We start from the raw sequence: 19,965 nt of genomic DNA on the forward strand, positions 1-19,965 counted from the left end.
CCAATCCCGTTGTGCGGCACTTTCCGCCCCGGCCGGGAAAAGGCGCGGTGCCGCGACCGCCGTCCGGTGCCGGAGCGGTGTCCGACTGAGCCCGTCGTGCCCGTCTCGGACCGTAGTGAGAGCCGAGACGGCCGGTAGTGCATCCGCCCCGGATTACGTATCCTGCCCAAGGCGTCCGGGCCGGGGCCCGGCGTCGTGGCCGGCGAACGTGACGGCCGCTGCCGGCGCCACCGAGCGACACCTTCCCGGGCGAGGTCTGATTGAACACCCGTGACTGGCCGATCCGCGCCAAGCTGACCGCGCTGGTCATCGGCCCGGTGACCGGGCTGCTGGCGTTGTGGATCTTCGCCACCACGCTCACCTTCGGGCCCGCGCTCGACCTGCTCTCCGCGCGTACCCTCCTCTACGACCTGGGCCGTCCGGGCGAGACCGTGGTGGCGGAGCTGCAACGGGAGCGGCGGCTGTCGGTGGTCCAGCTCGCCGGTGACCGCGCCCTCCCCGAGCTGACCGAGCAGCGGGTACGCACCGACGACGCGATCGTCGAGCTGCGCCGCAAGGTCGACGGCGGTGACCTGCGCGACGTCGCCGACGCCCAGCTCGACAACCGGCTCGACCAGCTGGTCTCGGCGCTCGACGCGCTGCCCGCCGGGCGCGCCTTCATCGACGGCCGGAAGGTGGACCGGGCCGGTGCCGTCGGCCTCTACAGCGGGATGATCGGCTCGGCCTTCCAGGCGTTCGGCGCCATGGCCGCGCTGCCCGACGCGCAGCTCAACCGGGAGGCCACAGCGCTCACCGCGCTGGGCCGCTCCCGGGAGCTGCTCGGTCAGGCCGACGCGCTGCTGGCCGGCGCCGTCACCGCGGGCCGGTACGCCGAGGGCGAGCACGAACAACTGGTACGCACAGTCGAGAACCAGCGGTTCCTGGCCGAGATCGCGGTCGCCGACCTGCCGTCCGAGGAGCGGACCGCGTACCAGCGGATGACCGAGGGCACCGGGTTCCTCCAGCTGCGCGCGCTCCAGGACAGCCTGATCCGCTCGCCCGCGCTGCCCGCCCGGTTCGACATGCGGGCGTGGGAGACCGGTCACGCCGAGGTGTGGCAGAGCCTGCGTGACTTCGAGCTGCGCGGCGCGGACGCCCTCGCCGAGCGGTCGGTGCCGATGGCCACCCGGATCCTCGTCCAGCTCGCCGCCGCCGGTGTGCTGGGCCTGATCGCGATCGTGGTGTGCGTACTGGTGGCGCTGCGGGTCGGCCGGTCGCTGGCGCGGCGGCTGACCGGCGTACGCGCCGCCGCGACCGAGGTGGCCGAACGCCGACTGCCCGACGTGGTCGCTCGGCTGCGCCGGGGCGAGGAGGTCGACGTCGCCCGGGAGGCGCCCGAGCTGGACCACGGCGGCGACGAGATCGGCCAGGTGGCACGCGCCTTCAACGAGGTGCGCCGGACCGCGGTCCGTGCCGCCGTCGACGAGGTGACGCTGCGCCGGGGCTTCAACGAGGTGATCCTCAATCTCGCCCGGCGCAGCCAGGGGCTGGTGCACCGGCAGCTGGCGCTGCTGGACCGGCTGGAACGGCGTACCGAGGACCCGGACGAGCTGGCCGGGCTGTTCCAGGTCGACCACCTGGCGACGCGGCTGCGGCGGCACGCCGAGGACCTGGTCATCCTGGCCGGGGCAGCGCCCGGACGGGGCTGGCGGCGGCCGGTCGCCGCGGTCGACGTGATGCGCGGCGCGATCTCCGAGGTCGAGGCGTACGACCGGGTCGACGTGGGCGAGGTGGCGCCGGCCGGGGTGCTGGGCCGGGCCGTCGGCGACGTGATCCACCTGCTCGCCGAGCTGATCGAGAACGCGACCACGTTCTCCCCGCCCGGCACCCGGGTGGACGTCACCGGCCGGAGCGTCCCGGGCGGCTACACCATCGAGATCACCGACCGAGGGCTCGGCATGTCCGCGCCGGCCCTGGCCGAGGCCAACCGCAAGCTGGCCGAGCCGCCGGAGTTCGACCCGGCCGGCAGCGCCCGGCTGGGGCTGTTCGTGGTGGCGCGCCTGGCCGCCCGGCACGGCGTACGGGTCGAGCTGCGGCCGTCCCGCCCGGCCGGCATCGTCGCCGCGGTGTTCGTACCGTCGGAACTGATCACCGACGAGCCGCCAGTGGGCGCGGACGCCTCCGCCGGGCCGGAACGCAGGCGCCTGGCCAAGGTGACCCGGCTGACCACGGTGCCCCGGCCGGGGCGGCCGACCCGGCCGGGCCGCGACCGGTCGGAGAGCACCGTCGTCCCGTTGCAGTCGGCGCGCGCCTCGACTGTGGAACCACCCGCCGACGGCGACGGCCTGCCCCGCCGGATCCGGCGCCGCGGCGCGACCGCGCGTCCTCGCGCGGCGGTCGCCGACACCCCGGCCCACCGCACCCCGGAGGAGGCCCGCCGGGCCATGTCGGCGTTGCAGGCCGGCACCGCGCGCGGACGCCGCGACGGATCGCGCGCCGCCGGAACCGACCCGGCCACCCCCACCACCGAACCGCGCGACACCGGTACGCCGTCCACCCCCGTGGGGCCGGCCGTGGAGCCCGCCCCGGCGGCGCCGGACCAACGAACCGCGACTGAGAGGGACGCCTAGTGGTGCACACGACGCGGCAGAACGCCGATCTCGACTGGCTGCTCGACGACCTGGTGGAGCGTGTTCCCGCCGCCCGCCAGGCGGTGGTGCTCTCGGCGGACGGGCTCCTGCTCGGCGCCTCCACCGACCAGGACCGCACCGACGCGGAACACCTCTGCGCGCTGGCGTCCGGATTCTCCGGGCTGGCCAAGGGCGCCACCCGGCACCTGGGCGGCGGCGCGGTCCGTCAGACCGTGGTGGAGATGGAGTCGGCCTACCTGTTCGTGACCGCCGCCGGGCAGGGCGCCTGCCTGGCGGTGGCCAGCGACGCCGACGCCGACATCGGCCTGGTGGCGTACGAGATGGCGATGCTCGTCATCCGGGTCGGGGAGAACCTGGCCGCGCCGAGCCGGGTGGCGGGGGAGCGGACCGATGCGCGCTGAGTCGCCGGGGCCGCAGCACGAGTGGCTGGACGCCGACGCCGGGCCGGTGGTGCGTCCGTACACGCTCACCGGCGGCCGGGTGCGCCCACCCGTCGACGGCTTCGACCTGCTGGCGTTCGTGCTCGCCGCCCCCGGCGCGGACCCGGCCGGCACGCCCGGTCTCCAGCCGGAGCACCGCCGCCTGATCGAGCTGGCCCGGCGGCCGAAGGCCGTGGCCGACCTCGCCGCCGACCTGGACCTCGCCGTGGGTGTGGTCCGGGTGCTGCTCGGCGACCTTCTCGCCCATGGGCTCGTCGCGGTGCACCGGCCACCGGCGACCGCGTACCTGCCCGACGACAACATCCTCAAGGCGGTGGTCAGTGGACTCCGTGCGCTATGACCGGGAGCCGGGGGCGCCGCGGGTGCCGCTGGCTTTGAAGATCCTCATCGCCGGTGGCTTCGGCGCCGGAAAGACGACGCTGGTCAGCGCGTTGAGCGAGGTCCGGCCGTTGCAGACCGAAGAGGTGCTGACCGGGGCCGGGCTCGGCACCGACGACGTCTCCGGGGTCGAGCAGAAGTCGACCACGACGGTGGCGATGGACTTCGGCCGGATCACCATCAACGACGACCTCCAGGTCTACCTGTTCGGCACCCCGGGCCAGGACCGGTTCTGGTTCCTCTGGGACGAGCTGGCGTTCGGTGCGCTCGGCGCGGTGGTGCTCGCCGACACCCGGCGGCTGGCCGACTGCTTCCCTTCGATCGACTACTTCGAGCAGCGGGGCATCCCGTTCGTGGTGGGCGTCAACTGCTTCGAGGGTTCCCGCCGGTTCGGCCTGGAGGCGGTCCGCGACGCCCTGGACCTGGACCCGGACGTGCCGCTCGTGCTCTGCGACGCCCGTGACCGGCAGTCCGGCAAGCTGGTGCTGATCTCGCTCGTCGAGCACGTGGCGCGGCAGCGCGGCGAGCCGGTGCCGGTGGGCTGAGCGCCCCGTGCCCGATCCGTCGGGCCCGGTGGGACTGACCGGGCGCGTCACCGGGAAGCCTCTGGTTGGATCGCAGGCAGGACCGACGAGAGGTGGGAGCGGTGACCGGGCAGGACGAGATCGTCCACATCGGCGGCTACACGGCGGAGACGGGCGGGCGGGCCGAGGGTGTCGTGGCGGCCCGGCGGGACCGGGCGACCGGGGAACTGACCCCGCTGGGCGTCGTGGCCGTGACCCCGTCGCCGTCGTTCCTGGTGCGGCATCCGGCGCTGCCGGTGCTGTACGGGTGCAACGAGCTGCCCGACGGGCTGGTGAGCGCGTTCCGGGTGGCCCCGGACGGCGACCTCACGCCGCTGGGGGTCCGGGAGACCGGTGGCGCGGAGCCGTGCCACCTGGCGGTCGCCCCGGACGGGCGGCACCTGTTCGTGGCCAACTACGGCGGCGGCAGCGTGGCGGTGTTCGGCCTGGACGCCGACGGCGTGCCGGGGGAGCGCACCGACCTGGTCCGGCACGAGGGGCACGGTGCGGACCCGCAGCGGCAGGAGCACGCGCACTGCCACATGGTCTCGCCCGGCCCGGCCGGGAGCGGGCTGCTCGCTGTCGACCTGGGCACCGACTCCGTCTACCGGTACGACGTCGACGCGTCCAGCGGCCGGCTGGCCGAGCGGGAGCCGCGGCTGCGGACAGCGCCCGGCACCGGACCCCGGCACCTGGCCCGGCACCCGGACGGGCGGCGCTGCTGGCTGGTCGGTGAGCTGGACGCCACAGTCACCGGGTACGAGCTGACGCCGGACGGGCCGCGGCAGTCGACCCGTGTCGACGCCAGTGGCCGGACCGGGCACGTCCAGCCCTCCGAGGTGGCCGTCGGGCCGGGCGGGCGTTTCCTCTACGTGGGCAACCGCGGCGTGGGCACGATCGCTGTCTTCGCGCTCGACGGCGCCGCGCCGGAGCTGGTGGCGGAGGTCGACACCGGCGGCGAGTGGCCCCGGCACTTCGCGTTCGCCGGGGAGCACCTGTACGTGGCCGACGAACGAGCCGACATGATCAGGATCTTCCGGGTCGATCCGGACGGCGGGGTGCCCGAGCCGGTGGGGGAGCCGGTGCCGGTGGCGAGCCCGACGTGTGTCCTGCCGTGACCGAACGGTCACCAAATGGCAGTCCGAAGTGGATTGACTTCACCATAAATGACTGACTGGTAACTTAGCGTATGGGTTAGGTGATCAACTGTTTCTGCTGCGTAACTTTCGTCCGAACGGTTGTGGTGGTAACCCCACGAGGTACGCAAGATGGTCACCGTGTCTGGCCGCCATCGCATGCGTTCTCACCTCCGCGGAGCAGGTGCCGCCGCCGTGGCGGCCACCCTGGTCGCCGTCGTAGCCGGCTCCTGGTTCGGCTACCAGCAGTTGGCCGGCCCGAACTGTTCGGGCCGGATCGAGCTGTCGGTGGCGACCGCCCCGGAGATCGCCCCCGCGGTGCGCGCCGCCGCCGACCAGTGGGTCTCCGACGGTGCGGCGGCGAGCGGAACCTGTATCGCGGTCAACGTCTCCTCGGCCGAGTCGGTCGAGGTGGCCGCCGCGGTGGCGAGCAAGCACGGCGCCACGCTCGCCGGCGTCGGGCAGGCCAGCGGCACCGCCGTCACCCCCGACGTCTGGGTGCCGGACTCCTCGACCTGGCTGGTCCGGCTCAAGAGCGGCGGGGCCAGCGCGTTCGCGCCGACGAACGGCGCATCGATCGCGCGCAGCCCGGTCGTGGTGGCGCTGCCCGAGCCGGTGGCCTCGCGCATAGGGTGGCCGGACAAGGATCTCCGCTGGTCCGACCTGCTGACCCAGGTCACCGCCAGTAAGCCGCTGCGCGCCGGGATCGTCGAGCCGACCCAGGACGCGGCCGGCCTGTCCGGCCTGCTGTCGCTGACCGCCGCGGCCAGCTCCACCGGCGACTCCGGCTCGCCGAAGGCGCAGGAGGCGATGGTCGGCGCGCTGCGTGCCCTCGCCACCAACCGTTCCTCGCTGCGGCAGGACCTCCTCGCACGGTTCCCGCGCTCGTCGGACCCGACGGCGATCGCCAACGGGCTCGGGGCGGCGGCACTGTCCGAGGAAGACGTGATCGCCTACAACAGCACCAAGCCGCCGATCCGGCTCGCCGCGCTCTACCTGGAGCCGGCGCCGATTCCGCTGGACTACCCGTTCGCGGTGCTGCCCGGCATCGAGCCGACCAAGGCGTCCGCCGCCCGGGTGCTCTTCGAGGTGCTGCGTACGCCGGGCTTCAAGGACCGCCTCGCCGCGCAGGCGCTGCGCGCGCCGGACGGCAACTGGGGGCGGGGTTTCCAGGCCCCGACCGGCGCGCCGAGCCCGGCCAACGGCGGCGCGAGTCAGGTGCCGCCGTCGGGCCAGGGCGGCGCGGCCGACCTCGACCCCGGCGCCATCTCGACCGCTACCACGACCTGGTCGGTGGCCACCCAGTCGGGCCGGATGCTCTGCGTCATCGACGTCTCCGGCTCGATGAAGAAGCCGGTCGCGACCGCCAACGGCGCCAGCCGCGAGCAGGTCACTGTCGCCGCCGCGAGCCAGGGCCTCGGGCTGTTCGACGACTCCTGGTCGATCGGCCTCTGGACCTTCTCCACCAACCTCCAGGGCTCGCAGGACTGGAGCGAGCTGGTCGGAATAAAGCCTCTGTCCAGCAACCGGGGCGCACTCCAGCGCGGCCTGGCCTCGATCAAGCCCTCCAGCGGCAACACCGGCCTGTACGACACGACGCTCGCGGCGTACAAGAAGGTGCAGCAGGACTGGGAGCCGGGCAAGGTCAACTCGATCGTGCTGTTCACCGACGGCAAGAACGAGGACGACGACGGCATCTCGCAGAAGGCGCTGCTGGAGCAGCTGAACAAGCTGAAGGACGACGAGCAGCCGGTCCAGGTCATCATCATCGGCATCGGCACCGAGGTGAACCGGGCCGAGCTGGAGTCGATCACCAAGGTCACCGGCGGCGGCGCCTTCGTCACCACCGACCCCAGCAAGATCGGCGAGATCTTCCTCCGGGCGATCGCGCTGCGTCCGCCCGCCCCCCGCTGACCTGAAGCTCAGCGCTAGTCTTCCGCCGTACCGGGAAATCCGGTACGGCGGAAGGCTTCCCGGCTCAAGGCGTGGGATGGGAACTGACGGTAATGCGTCCGAATCAATCGGTAACCATAATTGTCCAGGCATGATGACGGGGTGCCTCGACCGCGGGCTCCACACCGGAGCCGGGCGGGGACGGGGCGGTCCTGAGCGAAGTGGGGAGGGCCGGTGACCTCGGCGACGCTGTTGACCCCTGCCACGTCGTCGCGACCCGGTGGTGAACGCCCGGGCAAGACGACGCGAGCTGCGGAGCGGGCCTACATCCGGGTCCTGGTGGTGCTCGACACCGCCGTGCTCGCCGTGGCCATCCTGGTCGGTTACCTGGCCCGGTTCGGCGACGAGGAACCGACCGGGTCCGAGATCCCGTACGTGGTGGTCGCCCCGGTGCTCCTGCTGGTCTGGCTCGTCTCGCTCAAGGCGATGCGGTGCTACGACGACCAGGTGCTCGGCTACGGTGCCGACGAGTACCGCCGGGTCAGCGCGGCCAGCATGCGACTCGCCGGCGGCATCGCCATCGCCGGGTACATCGCCGACGTCGGCGTCTCCCGGGGCTTCCTGGCCATCTCCTTCGCGGTCGGCACGATCGGCCTGGAGGTGGCGCGGTTCGCGGCCCGCAAGCGGCTGCACCGGGCCCGCGACCGGGGTGCCGGCTGGTCCCGCAAGGTGCTCGTGGTGGGCGACACCGCGCACGTGCTGGAGCTGGTGCACACGCTGCGCCGGGAACCGTATGCCGGCTACCAGGTGGTCGGCGCGTGCATCCCGGACGCGCTGCTCGCCCCGGTGCCGCAGCGGCTCGGCGACGTGCCGGTGGTGGGCAGCTTCCGGGGCATCCCGGAGGCGGCCACCGCGATCGGCGCCGACACGGTGGCGGTCACCGCCTCCGGCGAGCTGACCGCGACCCGGCTGCGCCGCCTCGGCTGGCAGTTGGAGGGCACCGGCGTCGACCTGGTGGTGGCACCGGCGCTCACCGACGTGGCCGGCCCTCGTATCCACACCCGTCCGGTCGCCGGCCTGCCGCTGATCCACGTCGAGGCGCCCGAGTTCCGCGGTGCCCGCAAGCTGGTCAAGGGTTTCGTCGACCGGTCGATCTCGTCGATCGCCCTGCTCGTGCTGGCGCCGCTGCTGATCGTGATCGCGCTGGCCATCAAGATCGACAGTCGCGGCCCGGTGCTGTTCCGGCAGACCCGGGTCGGCCAGGGCGGCGAGGAGTTCGGCGTCTTCAAGTTCCGCACCATGGTGGTCAACGCCGACGCCCTGCTCGCCGAGCTGGCCGCGCGCAACGAGACCGACGGCCTGATGTTCAAGATGCGCGACGACCCGCGCGTCACCCGGGTCGGCCGGCTGCTGCGCAAGTGGTCGCTGGACGAGCTGCCCCAGCTCGCCAACGTGCTGCTCGGCCAGATGAGCCTGGTCGGCCCGCGCCCGCCACTGCCGTCCGAGGTGGCCCGTTACGACGGCGACGTGGCACGCCGGCTGCTGGTCAAGCCCGGCATGACCGGCCTCTGGCAGGTCAGCGGCCGGTCGGACCTGAGCTGGGAGGACGGCATCCGGCTGGACCTGTACTACGTGGAGAACTGGTCGTTGGCCGCCGACCTGACCATCCTCTGGAAGACGTTCGGCGCGGTGCTCAACAGCCGCGGCGCGTACTGAGGGGGCAGGTCAGGGCTGCGGCCCCAGCCAGTCCAGGCAGACCACCACCGCGTCGTCCACCAGGTCACCGGAGACGAAGGCCCGCAGGTCGCCGAGCAGCGACCGGACCGCGTCCAGCGGCTCCATCGGCCCGGTCCGGCGCAGGAACCGGTCCAGCGCCACCTCGCCGTAGCGCGCCTGCTCGGTGGTGGCCTCGATCACGCCGTCGCTGACCACGAAGAGCCGGTCCTCGCGCTCCAGCCGGAACCGCTGCGGGCGGTAGTCGGTGCCCTCGAACATGCCGAGCGGGAACTGGTTGTCCAGCTCCTGCTCGGTCACCTCGCCGGCCCGCAGCCGCAGCAGCCGGGGCGAACCGGCGTCGACCACAGTCAGCTCGCCGGTGGCCAGGTCCAGCTCCATCAGGAGCACGGAGACGTGCTGTCCGCCCCGGTGCTGGGCGTAGATCGCCTGGTCGGCCAGCGCGGCCTGGTCGGCCAGGTCGAGCCCGGCCCGGCGCGCGTTGCGCAGCGCGTACGTGGCCAGCGAGGCGAGCAGCGCCGCGGCCACCCCTTCGCCGTAGCCGTTCAGCACCGCCAGCCAGAGCCGGTGACCGTCGTCGGACCAGTCGAAGCTGTCCCCGCGCACCGCGTACGCCGGCTCCAACTGCCCGGCCAGGCTGAACGACGGCCGGATCCGGCTGCGCCCGGGCAGCAGCTCCCACTGCATCTCGGCGGCCAGCGTGAGCCGCCGGCTGCGCCGGGCGGTCCGGTAGATGTCGCTGGTGGCCATGACCGCGCTCAACTCGTGCCCGAGCACCGTGGCGATGGTGTCCAGCTCCCTGCGGGCGTGCGGGTCGGCGGGCACCGGCGAGACCTGGAGCACGCCCCGGCGTTCGCCGCGCATGCCCACCGGGAACCAGCCGACGCCGTCGGCGATCACCGGCTCCTGGTGGTCGAAGGCGCGCCAGGCCGGATGGCCGGGGCCGGTGACCGGCGGGCCGTCACCCAGCGGCAGCAGCTCGGCGAGCCGGTAGTCGACCTGGTAGAGCTCGGTGCGGGTGACGCCGTACGTGCGCGCCAGCTCGGCGGCGAGCCGGTCCACGATGAGATCCGTCGGCGCCTCGGTCAGGACCCGGCGCGCGCGCCCCTCCGCTCCGCTCATCTTTGCTCCTTTGCACAGGTCGCCGGGCAGATCCGGGGAGTAGTCTCGGGCCCACCATGACCGAAGAGCGCGGTCCCCGGGGACCTGAAACGAGTACGTCCGCCGCCCTGGACGAGGCGGCAGGCACCTTGCTCGCCGTCTGGGAGGCCGCCCGGGAGCGCACCACCAGCCGGCTGTCGAGTGCCCAGCTACGCGCGATCATGGTCGTCGAGCAGTATGACGGCATCAACCTCCGCCGCCTCGCCACCCTCACCGACATGTTGCTCTCCTCCGCCAGCCGGTTGTGCGACCGGCTGGTCGCGGCCGGGATGCTGGAACGCGAGCCGGGCCGCTACGACCGGCGGGAGATCTCGCTGCACCTCACGCCCGCCGCCATCCGGCTCCTCGCCGAGCTGCGTGCCGACCGGCGGCACCGGCTGGAGCGGATCCTGGCCGGGATGAGCCCGGAGGGCCGGGCCGCGCTGGTACGCGGCATGCGCGAGTTCGACGAGGTGGGCCGGCGCGGCGAGGCCACTGTGGCGGAGGGCTGGCCGATGCTGCAACCCTCCGGGGAACGGATCGGCGACCCCGCCCGGCCGTCCGGCGAGCCCCCGGTGGCCCGTACCGCCTGACTCAGCCGGCGCCGCCGGGATCGGCCGGCGCGCCTTCGCGAGCGGCCCGCAACCGGGTCACCACCCGGGGATGCTCGGTGAGCGCCCGCTCCAGCGTGCCGAGCACCTCGTCCAGCACCGCCCGGCCGCCCCGGGACGTCAGTGCCTCCTTCTGCCACCCGACGAAGTCGCGCAGCAGCCGGTCGTCGTCCACCCGCACGGCCGCGATCAGCGCGTCCACCAGGTGCGCGATGCCGGCGGCGACGTCCTCGGCGTGATCCGGCGGCGGGTCCACCGCGGCGAGCGCGAGCCGGACCAGCTCACGCCGCCGGTGCAGCACCGCCACGTACGCGTCGTCGGGCGGGGGCGGCGGCGCGCCGGTGTGCTCGGCCGACAGCGGCCGTTCCAGCAGCGCGACCGCGTCCCGGGCGCTGGCGCCCCAGCCCGCCGCGCCGATCGCGGTGGCCCACCGGCCGTCCGGGCCGAAGCCGGGACCACCGGCCAGGACCGGCACCCCGGCCGCGCGGCTGGCCTCCACCATCCGCGCCGCCCGGACCAGCCGGTTCGGCTGCACGCAGCTCAGCAGCACCGCGTCCGGGCCGGTCTGGTGCAGGTAGGAGACCAGATGCCGGGCCGGCACGCTGGCGCCGAGGAACGTCACCCGCCAGCCCGCCGCGCGGACCACCTCGGTGACGATGCGGGCGGCCAGCGCGTGCCACTCGCCCTCCACGCAGGCCATCACCACGTGCCCGCGCCGCGGCGGGCCGGTCGTCGCGCCCAGCGCGTCCACCACCTGCTCGCTGACGTGGGTGGCGGCGTGCTCCTGGGCGACGCTCCACGAGCCGGTGAGCCAGCGCCGGCCGACCTCCCGCTGCGCAGCCGCGACCAGATCGACCAGGACGTCCGCGACCGAGAATCCGTCGGCCACCAGGCCGCGCGCCAGCGCGACCGCGCCGGTCCGGTCGGCGGCGTCCAGGTGGTCGAGGTACGCGGCGAGCGTCTCCGGTCCGATCCGGCGCTCGGGCGTGGGGGTGGGGCGGTCAGGCGGCGGTGTCACCCGGCCGCCACGGCGAGCATGGCGATGTCGTCGTGGGGCTGCCCGTCCAGCCACTCGTCGACGAGCTGGAGCACCCGGTCGACCAGCGCGGCGGGCGGAAGCCCGGCGCCGGTGGCGAGCGCCTGACGCAACCGGGCGTCGCCGAACATGGCCGGCTCGGTCGGGCCGCCCCGGGCCTCGGTCACCCCGTCGGTGTACGCCAGCAGCAGGTCACCGGGCGCCAGCCGTACCTCGGCGTCGGCGAACCGGGCGTCGGTGAGCGCGCCCACCGGCATGCCGCCGACCCGGACCGTCTCGACGCCACCGCCGGCGCGGACGACGAGCGGCGCGGGGTGCCCGCCACCTGCCACCCGGATCATCAGTCCGCCGTCCGGCTCGCGGCGCAGCGCGCCGAGCAGGAGCGTGGTGAACTGGGCCCGGCGGGCCGCGTCGGGAGCGTCCAGCAGCGCCCGGTTGAGCAGCTCCAGCAACTCCCGGGGGCGCTGCTCGACCAGGCGCAGGGTCTGCAGCGACTGGCGGACCCGGCCGGTCAGCACGGCCGCGCCGACGCCCTTGCCGCAGACGTCGCCGAGCGCGAACAGGCCGCCGTCGCCGGTGGGGAACAGGTCGTAGAAGTCGCCGCCGATGCGCAGGCTGTCCCCGGCGGCGCGATAACCGCCGGCGAGCGTCATCCCGGGCAGGCGGGGCAGCTCCGGCGGGAGCAGGCTGTTCTGGAGCACCCGGGCCAGGTGTGCCTGCTCGCCGTACAGCTCGGCCGCGGCCAGCGCGGCGCCGGCCCGGCGGGCGAACTCCCGCGCCAGGCCGATCTCCCGCTTGTCGAAACCGGGCCGATCACGGCGGCGGGCCAGCACCAGCGCGCCGGCCGGACCGCCCGCGCTGGGCATCGGGCTGATCAACACGGTGCCCGGGCGGCCGAACCCGGCGGGCAGCACCTCGGCGAGGTCGGCCAGCTCGGCGTCCAACCAGGGACTCGGTTCGGTGAGGTCGCCTTCGAGCGCCTCGACCAGACCGGGGACGGACTCCACAGTGGGCCAGCCGGCCAGGCCGGTGACCGGGCCGGGGTCACCGATGGCGTACCGGAGCCAGTGCGGCTGGTCCTCGGCGGGCGGAGGCGGGCGGTGCACCACGACTGCCGCGTCGGCCAGGTAGGGCACCGGGAGCGTCACGGCGGTACGCAGCGTCTGCTCCCGGTGCAGGGACAGCCCGAGCCGGCTGCCCGCCTCGGCGAGGAACGCGGTGCGCGACCGTTCGGCGAGCAGCGCGTCGGTGCGCGCGTGCTCCTCGGTGACGTCCCGGACGTACCAGGCGCTGCGGTCGTCGGCCAGGGGGCGCCGCACGCCGCGCAGCCGCCGGCCGTGGTGGTCGGTCTCGAACGCGTCGGATCCGGCGGCGGCCGCCTCGGCCAGCGCCGGCACCGGGCACGCGGCCAGGTCGACGCCGGGCGCCACCTCGGGGAGCAGGTCGGCGGCCATCGCGTTGACGAGCGTCACCACCCCGGCCCGGTCGATCGTCACGACCGCCTCGGCGAGCCCGTCCAGCAGCTCCCGGGCCAGGTGGTCGTCAGCCGGCAGCGCGGCCTCGGCAACCCGCCGGGGCCGTCTCCGCGAAGCGTGTCCACCGCCGCTGACCGGCCCTGCGACACCGCCCCGGCGCGCGGCGGTCACCTCCGGTGGCCGGGCGCTTCGGTCGGTCGACCCCTGCGCATGCTGTCGGTGCACCCCTCACTCGGCGGACATGTTGCCTGGCGGCAAGCGTACCGAGCGCAGGCACGGAATGCCCGTCCCGGATCATCCCGGGTCAGGTGGTCCGAGCCAGCCAGCCCACCGGCCGGTCGACGATCCGGCGGACCACCGAGCCGGCCCCGCCGACCGCCGCGGACTGCGCCCCGAGCACGGCCGGGCGCACCGTCACCGGCGCCCAGGCGGCGGTGAGCACCCGCCGGGAGACCTCGGCCTCCACCGTCGGCCGCAGCCAGGGCGCGAGCCGGGCGTATCCGCCGCCGAGCACCACGGTGTCCAGATCCAGCAGGTTCACCACGCCCGCCACCGCGACCCCGAGGGCGGTGCCGGCGTCGGTCAGGGCGGTCAGTGTGGCCGGGTCACCGGCCTCGGCCAGGTCGGCGAGCCGGGTGGCGGCGGTGTCCGCCGGCAGTTCCGCGCCGGGCAGCCCGGCGGCGGCCAGGATCGCCTCCTGGCCCGCGTACCGCTCCAGGCAGCCCTGGCCGCCGCAGCGGCACGGCCGCCCCTGCGGCTGGACCGGGAAGTGACCGATCTCTCCGCTCCAGCCGCGCGCGCCCCGGTAGAGCGCGCCGTCGAGCACGATCCCGGCGCCGATGCCGATCTCGCCGGTGACGTGCAGGAAGCTGCGCGGGCCGGCCGGACCGGCGTACAGCTCGCCGAGGGCGGCCAGGTTGGCCTCGTTGTCGACCACCAGCGGCGGGATTCCGTCGACCGGCTCGGCCAGCGGGTGCCCGGCGAGCAGCGCCGGCACGTCCACGTCCCGCCAGCCGAGGTTCGGCGCGAGCCGGACCAGACCGCCGTCGCCCACCAGGCCGGGCACTGCGAGCGCCGCGCCGGCCAGGGTCAGCCCGTCGCGTACGGCGGCGGCGCGCGCCTCGGCGGCCAGCGCGGCGAGCCGGGCGAGCGCGTCGGCGGGGGAGGCCGGGCGCAGGTCGGCGCGGCGGACCAGGTGGTGCCGGACCGCGCCGGTGAGGTCGACGACGCAGGCGGCCAGGTAGTCGACGTTCACCTCCAGGCCGAGCCCGGCCGGGCCGTCGGAGGCGAGCACCAGGCCCCGGGCCGGGCGGCCCGCCCCGGTACGCGGTTCCGGTTCCGCCTCGGCGACCAGCCGGCCGGCGATCAGGTCGTCCACGACGGCGGAGACGGTCGCCCGGGTGAGGCCGGTGTCGGCGGCGATCCCGGCGCGCGAGGGCGGCCGGTCGGCGGCGGCGATCCGCCGGAGCACCACCGCGAGGTTCAACTCGCGCAGGCTGCCCTGCCGGACCGCCCCGGCGGTGCTGGCGCTTGTCACCTCTTGACACTGCCACATCGCCGCCATTTAATTCAACCGCTGAACAAATCGCGGACGACACCACCACCTGGAGGTCTGCCATGGCATCCCGCCCCACCCCCGCGGACAAGTTCTCCTTCGGCCTCTGGACGGTGGGCTGGCCGGCCCGTGACCCGTTCGGTGACGCCACCCGGCCCGAGCTGGACGCCGTCGAGGCGGTGCACCGGCTCGCCGAGCTGGGCGCGTACGGCATCACCTTCCACGACGACGACCTGGTTCCGTTCGGCGCGGACGCGGCCACCCGCGACGCCCGGCTGAGCCGCTTCCGCAAGGCCCTCGACGAGACCGGCCTCGTCGTGCCGATGGTCACCACCAACCTGTTCAACCACCCGGTGTTCAAGGACGGCGGCTTCACCAGCAACGACCGCGACGTGCGCCGGTACGCGCTGCGCAAGGTGCTGCGTAACATCGACCTCGCCGCCGAGATGGGCGCGAAGACGTTCGTCATGTGGGGCGGCCGGGAGGGCGCCGAGTACGACGTCGCCAAGGACGTCCAGGCCGCGCTGGACCGCTACCGCGAGGCCGTCGACCTGCTCTGCGAGTACGTCGTCGACAACGGCTACGACCTGCGCTTCGCGCTGGAGCCCAAGCCGAACGAGCCTCGGGGCGACATCCTGCTGCCCACGGTCGGGCACGCGCTCGGCTTCATCTCCACGCTGGCCCGCCCGGAGATGGTCGGGCTCAACCCGGAGGTCGGGCACGAGCAGATGGCCGGGCTGAACTTCGCCCACGGCATCGCCCAGGCACTCTGGCAGGGCAAGCTGTTCCACATCGACCTCAACGGTCAGCGCGGCATCAAGTACGACCAGGACCTGGTCTTCGGCCACGGCGACCTGCTCAACGCGTTCGCCCTGGTCGACCTGCTGGAGCACGGCGGCCCGAACGGCGGCCAGGCCTACGACGGCCCGCGCCACTTCGACTACAAGCCGTCCCGCACCGAGGACATGACCGGCGTGTGGGCCTCCGCCGAGGCGAACATGCGGACGTACCTGCTGCTCAAGGAGCGGGCCGCGGCGTTCCGCGCGGACCCGGAGGTGGTCGAGGCGCTCGCCGCCGCCCGGGTGGCCGAGCTGGCCACCCCGACGCTCAACCCCGGTGAGGGCTACCGCGAGCTGCTGGCCGACCGGACCGCGTTCGAGGAGTTCGACCCGGAGGCCGCCGGGGCGAAGGGCTTCGGCTTCGTCCGGCTCAACCAGCTCGCCGTCGAGCACGTGCTCGGCGCGCGCTGAGGCGGGCCGCCATGCCGCTCGTCGCGGGGGTCGACTCGTCGACCCAGTCCTGCAAGGTGGTCGTCCGGGACGCGGAGACCGGCGCGCTGGTCCGGCAGGGCCGCGCGCCGCACCCGCCCGGCACCGAGGTCGACCCGCACGCCTGGTGGGAGGCCCTGCGGGCGGCGGTTGCCGAGGCCGGCGGCCTGGCCGACGTGGCAGCCGTCTCGGTCGGCGGCCAGCAGCACGGCATGGTCTGTCTGGACGCCTCCGGTGAGGTGGTCCGCCCGGCGCTGCTGTGGAACGACACCCGTTCCGCCGACGCGGCCCGGGAACTGGTCGAGGAGGCCGGCGGCGGGGAGACCGGCCGTCGGTTCTGGGCCGAGGCGACCGGCGCGGTGCCGGTGGCCAGCTTCACCGCGACGAAGCTGCGGTGGCTGGCCCGGCACGAGCCGGACAACGCCGGCCGCGTGGCGGCGGTCTGCCTGCCGCACGACTGGCTCACCTGGCGGCTGGCGGGCGCTCCCGGCCTGGACGCGCTGCGTACCGACCGGGGCGACGCCAGCGGCACCGGCTACTGGTCGCCGCGCACCGGCGAGTACCGGCTGGACCTGCTGGAACGGGCCTTCGGCCGGCGCCCGAAGGTGCCGGTCGTGCTCGGCCCGGCCGAGGCGGCCGGGCACCTCGACCCGGCGGTGTTCGGCGACGGCGCGGCGGCCGGCCCGGTGCTTCTCGGGCCGGGCACCGGCGACAACGCCGCCGCGGCGCTCGGCGCCGGGGCCGGTCCGGGCGACGTGGTCGTCTCGATCGGCACCTCCGGCACCGTGTTCGCGGTGGCGGACACGCCGGCCGCCGACCCCAGCGGCGCGGTGGCCGGATTCGCCGACGCGACGGGCCGGTTCCTGCCGCTCGTGTGCACGCTCAACGCGGCCCGGGTGCTGGACGCCGCCGCGACGCTGCTCGGCGTCGACCTCGACAGGCTCGGCGAGCTGGCCCTGTCCGCCCCGCCCGGGGCGGACGGGCTGGTGCTGGTGCCGTACCTGGAAGGGGAGCGGACGCCGGACCGGCCGCACGCCACCGGCACCCTGCACGGCCTCACGCTCGGCACCTCGACCCCGGCGCACCTGGCCCGGGCCACTGTGGAGGGCATGCTCTGCGGGCTGGCCGACGGCCTCGACGAGCTGATCGCGCAGGGCGCCCGCGCCGACCGGATCATCCTGGTCGGCGGCGGCGCCCGGTCCGCGGCCGTACGGCGGATCGCGCCGCAGGTCTTCGGCCGCCCGGTGGTGGTGCCGCCGCCGGGTGAGTACGTGGCCGACGGCGCCGCCCGGCAGGCCGCCTGGGTGGCGCTCGGTGGCGACACCCCGCCGGCCTGGTCCGTCGGCGACACCGAGGAGTACGGGGACGAGGCCGTGCCCGCCATCCGCGAGCGCTACGCCAGAGCCCGGGAGCAGGTGCTCGACCGGGCGGCGTAAAACCGGGTGCCGGGCGGCTCCGTGCCGAGGATCATCGGGCCGTGTTTCCGACCCTCCCCGCGGACGGCGCCGCCCGGCGTACCCCGCTGCCCGTGTTCCAGTACGACGACGTGGACAGTCCGGGCGACGTCATCGACACCCTGCTGCTCACCGACTTCGTCACCGGCCGTCAGCCGTGGGCCCGGACGGTCCGCCTGGCCAAGGTCCGCCGGGGGGTGGTGTTGGTGCCGGAGCGGGCGACGGTCACCCGGACCGCGGTCGAACGCAACCGCGCCGCCCGCCTCGCCACCGGGGACGGGTGGACGTTGCGTGTGGTCACCTGGCGAGGGCGGGGTGCCGAGGTCACCGTCACCGCCGTCGACGAGGCGACCGGGACGGCCGTGCTGGACGAGATCGTCACGGCCGGCGCCGAGCCGGTCCGGCCGGGCACCGCGCCGATCGGATTCTGGCACCAGGACCCGCGGCGGGGCGCCCAACGGGACAACCGGCGGATCGACACGCCGGTCTGGTCGGCGATCCGGCCGAACTACCCGGCCGAGGCAGCGGCCGCGCTCGACGCGCTGATGACCACCACTCCCGAGACGATCACCGGCCGCCTGCTGCTGATGCACGGTCCGCCCGGTACCGGGAAGACCACCGCGTTGCGCGCCCTGGCCCACGAGTGGCGCCGGTGGTGCCAGGTGGACTGCGTGCTCGACCCGGAGACGTTGTTCGGCGACCCCGCCTACCTCGCCGAGGTGGCAGTGGGGGAGGACGACGACGGGGAGGAGGGCGAGGAGCGGACGCGCTGGCGGCTGCTGATCCTGGAGGACTGCGACGAGCTGATCCGGGGCGACGCCCGTGAGAGGGCCGGGCAGGCGCTGTCCCGCCTGCTCAACCTCACCGACGGGTTGCTGGGTCAGGGGCGCCGGGTGCTGGTGGCGGTGACCACGAACGAGGACCTGTCCCGGTTGCACCCCGCCGTCACCCGTCCCGGACGCTGCCTGGCCCGGATCGAGGTCGGGCCGCTGTCGCACACCGAGGCGGTGGACTGGCTCGGCGTCCCGGCGGGTGTCCCCGCCCAGGGCGCCACCCTCGCCGAGTTGTACGCGTTGCGGGCCGGCACCGCCACGGCCGGCGCGGTGCCGGTCGAGATCGGCGGCTACCTCTGATCGGCGGGTCCGTGTTCGCGACGTGACCTCCACCTGATTTGCTGCCCGGCATGAGCGGCACCAGGATCTCCCGGCGCGGGAACGCGGCACACCGGCTCTACAGCGTCGTGGTCTTCGTGGTGCTCGCCTCGCTGGACAATGTGGCGATCGGCCTGGTGCCGCCGCTGTACGGGCCGATCTCCGCCGCGCTCGACGTGCCGCAGCGCATGCTCGGCCTGGTCACCGCCGTCAGCTTCCTGGTCAGCGCGGTGGCGGCGGTGGGCTGGGCGTACGTGGGGGACCGCACCAACCGCAAGCCGCTGCTCATGGTGGGCACGCTGCTCTGGGCCGCCGGCACCGGGGGCAGCGCGCTCGCCGGGGGGTACGCGACGTTCCTGACCGCGCAGTTCGTCGGCGCGGTCGGGCTCGGCGCGGTGGGGTCGGTCGGTTTCTCGGTGGTCACCGACCTGATCTCACCGCGCCGTCGCGGCCTGGTGATGAGCTTCTGGGGGCTGTCCCAGGGCGTCGGCACGCTGGCCGGGACGCTGCTCGGCGGCGTGCTCGGCTCGACCGACTGGCGGCGGCCGTTCCTGCTGCTGACCGGCGTGGGCCTGGCCGCCACGGTGGCGTACCTGTTCACCTACGACATCCGGCGCGGGCAGAGCGAACCGGAGCTGGCCGGTGCGATCGACGCCGGGAACGAGTACGACTACCGGATCAGCCGCGCCGACCTGCCCCGGATCCTGGCCCGCCGCACCAACCGCTGGCTGATCCTGCAGGGGCTCACCGCCCAGGCCGCGTTCGGCTCGCTGGTCTGGCTGCCGGTGCTGTTCAGCCAGCGGGCCGAGGCGCAGGGCTACTCGCCCGCCACGGCCGTGGTGGTGGGCAGCGTCTTCGCCACGCTGTTCCAGCTCGGCGGCGTGCTGTCCATCGTGGGCGGACTGGTGGGAGACGCGCTGCAACGGCGTACGCCGAGCGGCCGGGCCATGGTCGCGGCCGTCGGCATCCTCGCGGCGCTGCCGTTCTATCTGGTCCTGTTCTTCGTGCCGATCCGCATCGACGTGCCCGACGGGGCCGGCTCCGGAGCGGTGGTGACTGCGGTGCTGTCCAGCGTGTTCACCGAGCCGTCGGTGGGGCTGAGCCTGCTCACCGCAGTGGTGGCACTGGCGCTGACGTCGGCGAACTCGCCGAACTGGTTCGCCCTGATCGCCGACGTCAACCCGCCCGAGCACCGGGGCACCGTCTACAGCCTGGGCAACCTGGTCAACGGCGTGGGCCGGGCGGCCGGCAACGGGCTGGTCGGAGTGGCGTTCGCCGGGCTGCGGGCGGCCTTCCCGCCGCCGCTGAACTACGCGGTCGGGCTGGCCGCGTTCCAGCTCTTCTTCATTCCGACCGGGATCATGTACTGGCTGGCGGCCCGCACCTCGCCCCGGGACATCGCGCAGGTGCACGACCTGCTGCACGCCCGCGCGGGCCGGCTGGAGAGCGAGGGCCGGCTGGAGAGCGAGGGCCCCGCCGAACGGTGACCGTCCGGCGGGGC

The 19,965-nt window shown here is 74.6% G+C and carries 16 protein-coding genes; 12 read left to right on the top strand and 4 right to left on the bottom strand.

The window, feature by feature from the left end:
- The first annotated feature begins 260 nt into the window (after window positions 1–260).
- From F8279_RS03455 to F8279_RS03485, 7 genes are all read left to right on the top strand, one after another.
- Entirely contained in the window at window positions 261–2,609 is a 2,349-nt protein-coding gene (locus F8279_RS03455) for a nitrate- and nitrite sensing domain-containing protein (RefSeq protein ID WP_151499056.1), read from the top strand.
- A complete protein-coding gene (locus F8279_RS03460) occupies window positions 2,609–3,031 on the top strand; it encodes a roadblock/LC7 domain-containing protein (RefSeq protein ID WP_013288181.1) in 423 nt (140 codons plus the stop codon). The genes F8279_RS03455 and F8279_RS03460 overlap by 1 nt, the downstream gene beginning before the upstream one ends.
- Window positions 3,021–3,410 carry a DUF742 domain-containing protein gene (locus F8279_RS03465; protein WP_091422853.1) on the top strand — a complete coding sequence of 130 codons (390 nt, stop codon included), beginning with the start codon at window positions 3,021–3,023 and terminating at the stop codon, window positions 3,408–3,410. Before F8279_RS03460 ends, F8279_RS03465 begins: the two co-directional genes overlap by 11 nt.
- A complete protein-coding gene (locus tag F8279_RS03470) occupies window positions 3,391–3,993 on the top strand; it encodes an ATP/GTP-binding protein (protein ID WP_013288179.1) in 603 nt (200 codons plus the stop codon). The genes F8279_RS03465 and F8279_RS03470 overlap by 20 nt, the downstream gene beginning before the upstream one ends.
- Before the next feature lie 101 nt (window positions 3,994–4,094).
- Window positions 4,095–5,129: a lactonase family protein gene (locus tag F8279_RS03475; RefSeq protein ID WP_192580612.1), complete on the top strand. Its 1,035-nt coding sequence runs from the start codon at window positions 4,095–4,097 to the stop codon at window positions 5,127–5,129.
- A gap of 177 nt (window positions 5,130–5,306) precedes the next feature.
- Window positions 5,307–7,061 (top strand): substrate-binding domain-containing protein, encoded by a 1,755-nt coding sequence (locus tag F8279_RS03480; RefSeq protein ID WP_192580613.1) that lies wholly within the window; start codon window positions 5,307–5,309, stop codon window positions 7,059–7,061.
- Window positions 7,062–7,274: 213 nt separating this feature from the next.
- A complete protein-coding gene (locus tag F8279_RS03485; protein WP_091422861.1) occupies window positions 7,275–8,756 on the top strand; it encodes a sugar transferase in 1,482 nt (493 codons plus the stop codon).
- Between the two features lie 9 nt (window positions 8,757–8,765).
- On the opposite strand, the gene F8279_RS03490 is transcribed toward F8279_RS03485, so the two are convergent.
- Window positions 8,766–9,896 (bottom strand): PP2C family protein-serine/threonine phosphatase, encoded by a 1,131-nt coding sequence (locus F8279_RS03490; RefSeq protein WP_091422864.1) that lies wholly within the window; start codon window positions 9,894–9,896, stop codon window positions 8,766–8,768.
- A 56-nt stretch (window positions 9,897–9,952) separates the two neighbouring features.
- Between F8279_RS03490 and F8279_RS03495 the strand changes: the two genes are divergently transcribed.
- The gene (locus tag F8279_RS03495; RefSeq protein ID WP_091422867.1) at window positions 9,953–10,507 is read left to right on the top strand and encodes a MarR family winged helix-turn-helix transcriptional regulator; all 555 of its coding nucleotides are present in this window, start codon (window positions 9,953–9,955) and stop codon (window positions 10,505–10,507) included.
- A 1-nt stretch (window position 10,508) separates the two neighbouring features.
- On the opposite strand, the gene F8279_RS03500 is transcribed toward F8279_RS03495, so the two are convergent.
- From F8279_RS03500 to F8279_RS03510, 3 genes are all read right to left on the bottom strand, one after another.
- Window positions 10,509–11,543, bottom strand: a complete 1,035-nt coding sequence (locus F8279_RS03500) for a B12-binding domain-containing protein (protein ID WP_151499059.1) — start codon at window positions 11,541–11,543, stop codon at window positions 10,509–10,511.
- The gene (locus F8279_RS03505) at window positions 11,540–13,207 is read right to left on the bottom strand and encodes a PP2C family protein-serine/threonine phosphatase (RefSeq protein ID WP_225853107.1); all 1,668 of its coding nucleotides are present in this window, start codon (window positions 13,205–13,207) and stop codon (window positions 11,540–11,542) included. Before F8279_RS03505 ends, F8279_RS03500 begins: the two co-directional genes overlap by 4 nt.
- Window positions 13,208–13,340: 133 nt before the next feature.
- Window positions 13,341–14,600, bottom strand: a complete 1,260-nt coding sequence (locus F8279_RS03510) for an ROK family protein (protein ID WP_151499060.1) — start codon at window positions 14,598–14,600, stop codon at window positions 13,341–13,343.
- A gap of 53 nt (window positions 14,601–14,653) precedes the next feature.
- On the opposite strand from F8279_RS03510, the gene xylA reads away from it, so the two are divergent.
- Genes xylA through F8279_RS03530 form a run of 4 tightly spaced genes read left to right on the top strand, consistent with a single transcriptional unit; the run spans window position 14,654 to window position 19,951 of the window.
- Window positions 14,654–15,841 (top strand): xylose isomerase, encoded by a 1,188-nt coding sequence (gene xylA / locus F8279_RS03515; RefSeq protein WP_091422876.1) that lies wholly within the window; start codon window positions 14,654–14,656, stop codon window positions 15,839–15,841.
- Between the two features lie 11 nt (window positions 15,842–15,852).
- On the top strand, window positions 15,853–17,295 hold the full coding sequence (gene xylB, locus F8279_RS03520) for a xylulokinase (protein ID WP_151499061.1): 1,443 nt from the start codon (window positions 15,853–15,855) through the stop codon (window positions 17,293–17,295).
- Window positions 17,296–17,336: 41 nt separating this feature from the next.
- Window positions 17,337–18,446 carry a DUF5925 domain-containing protein gene (locus F8279_RS03525; protein WP_208576589.1) on the top strand — a complete coding sequence of 370 codons (1,110 nt, stop codon included), beginning with the start codon at window positions 17,337–17,339 and terminating at the stop codon, window positions 18,444–18,446.
- Between the two features lie 50 nt (window positions 18,447–18,496).
- Entirely contained in the window at window positions 18,497–19,951 is a 1,455-nt protein-coding gene (locus F8279_RS03530) for an MFS transporter (RefSeq protein WP_091422883.1), read from the top strand.
- Window positions 19,952–19,965 lie beyond the last annotated feature (14 nt).

It is taken from the genome of Micromonospora sp. AMSO1212t (assembly GCF_008868145.1).
Classification (GTDB): Bacteria; Actinomycetota; Actinomycetes; order Mycobacteriales; family Micromonosporaceae; genus Micromonospora; species Micromonospora tulbaghiae.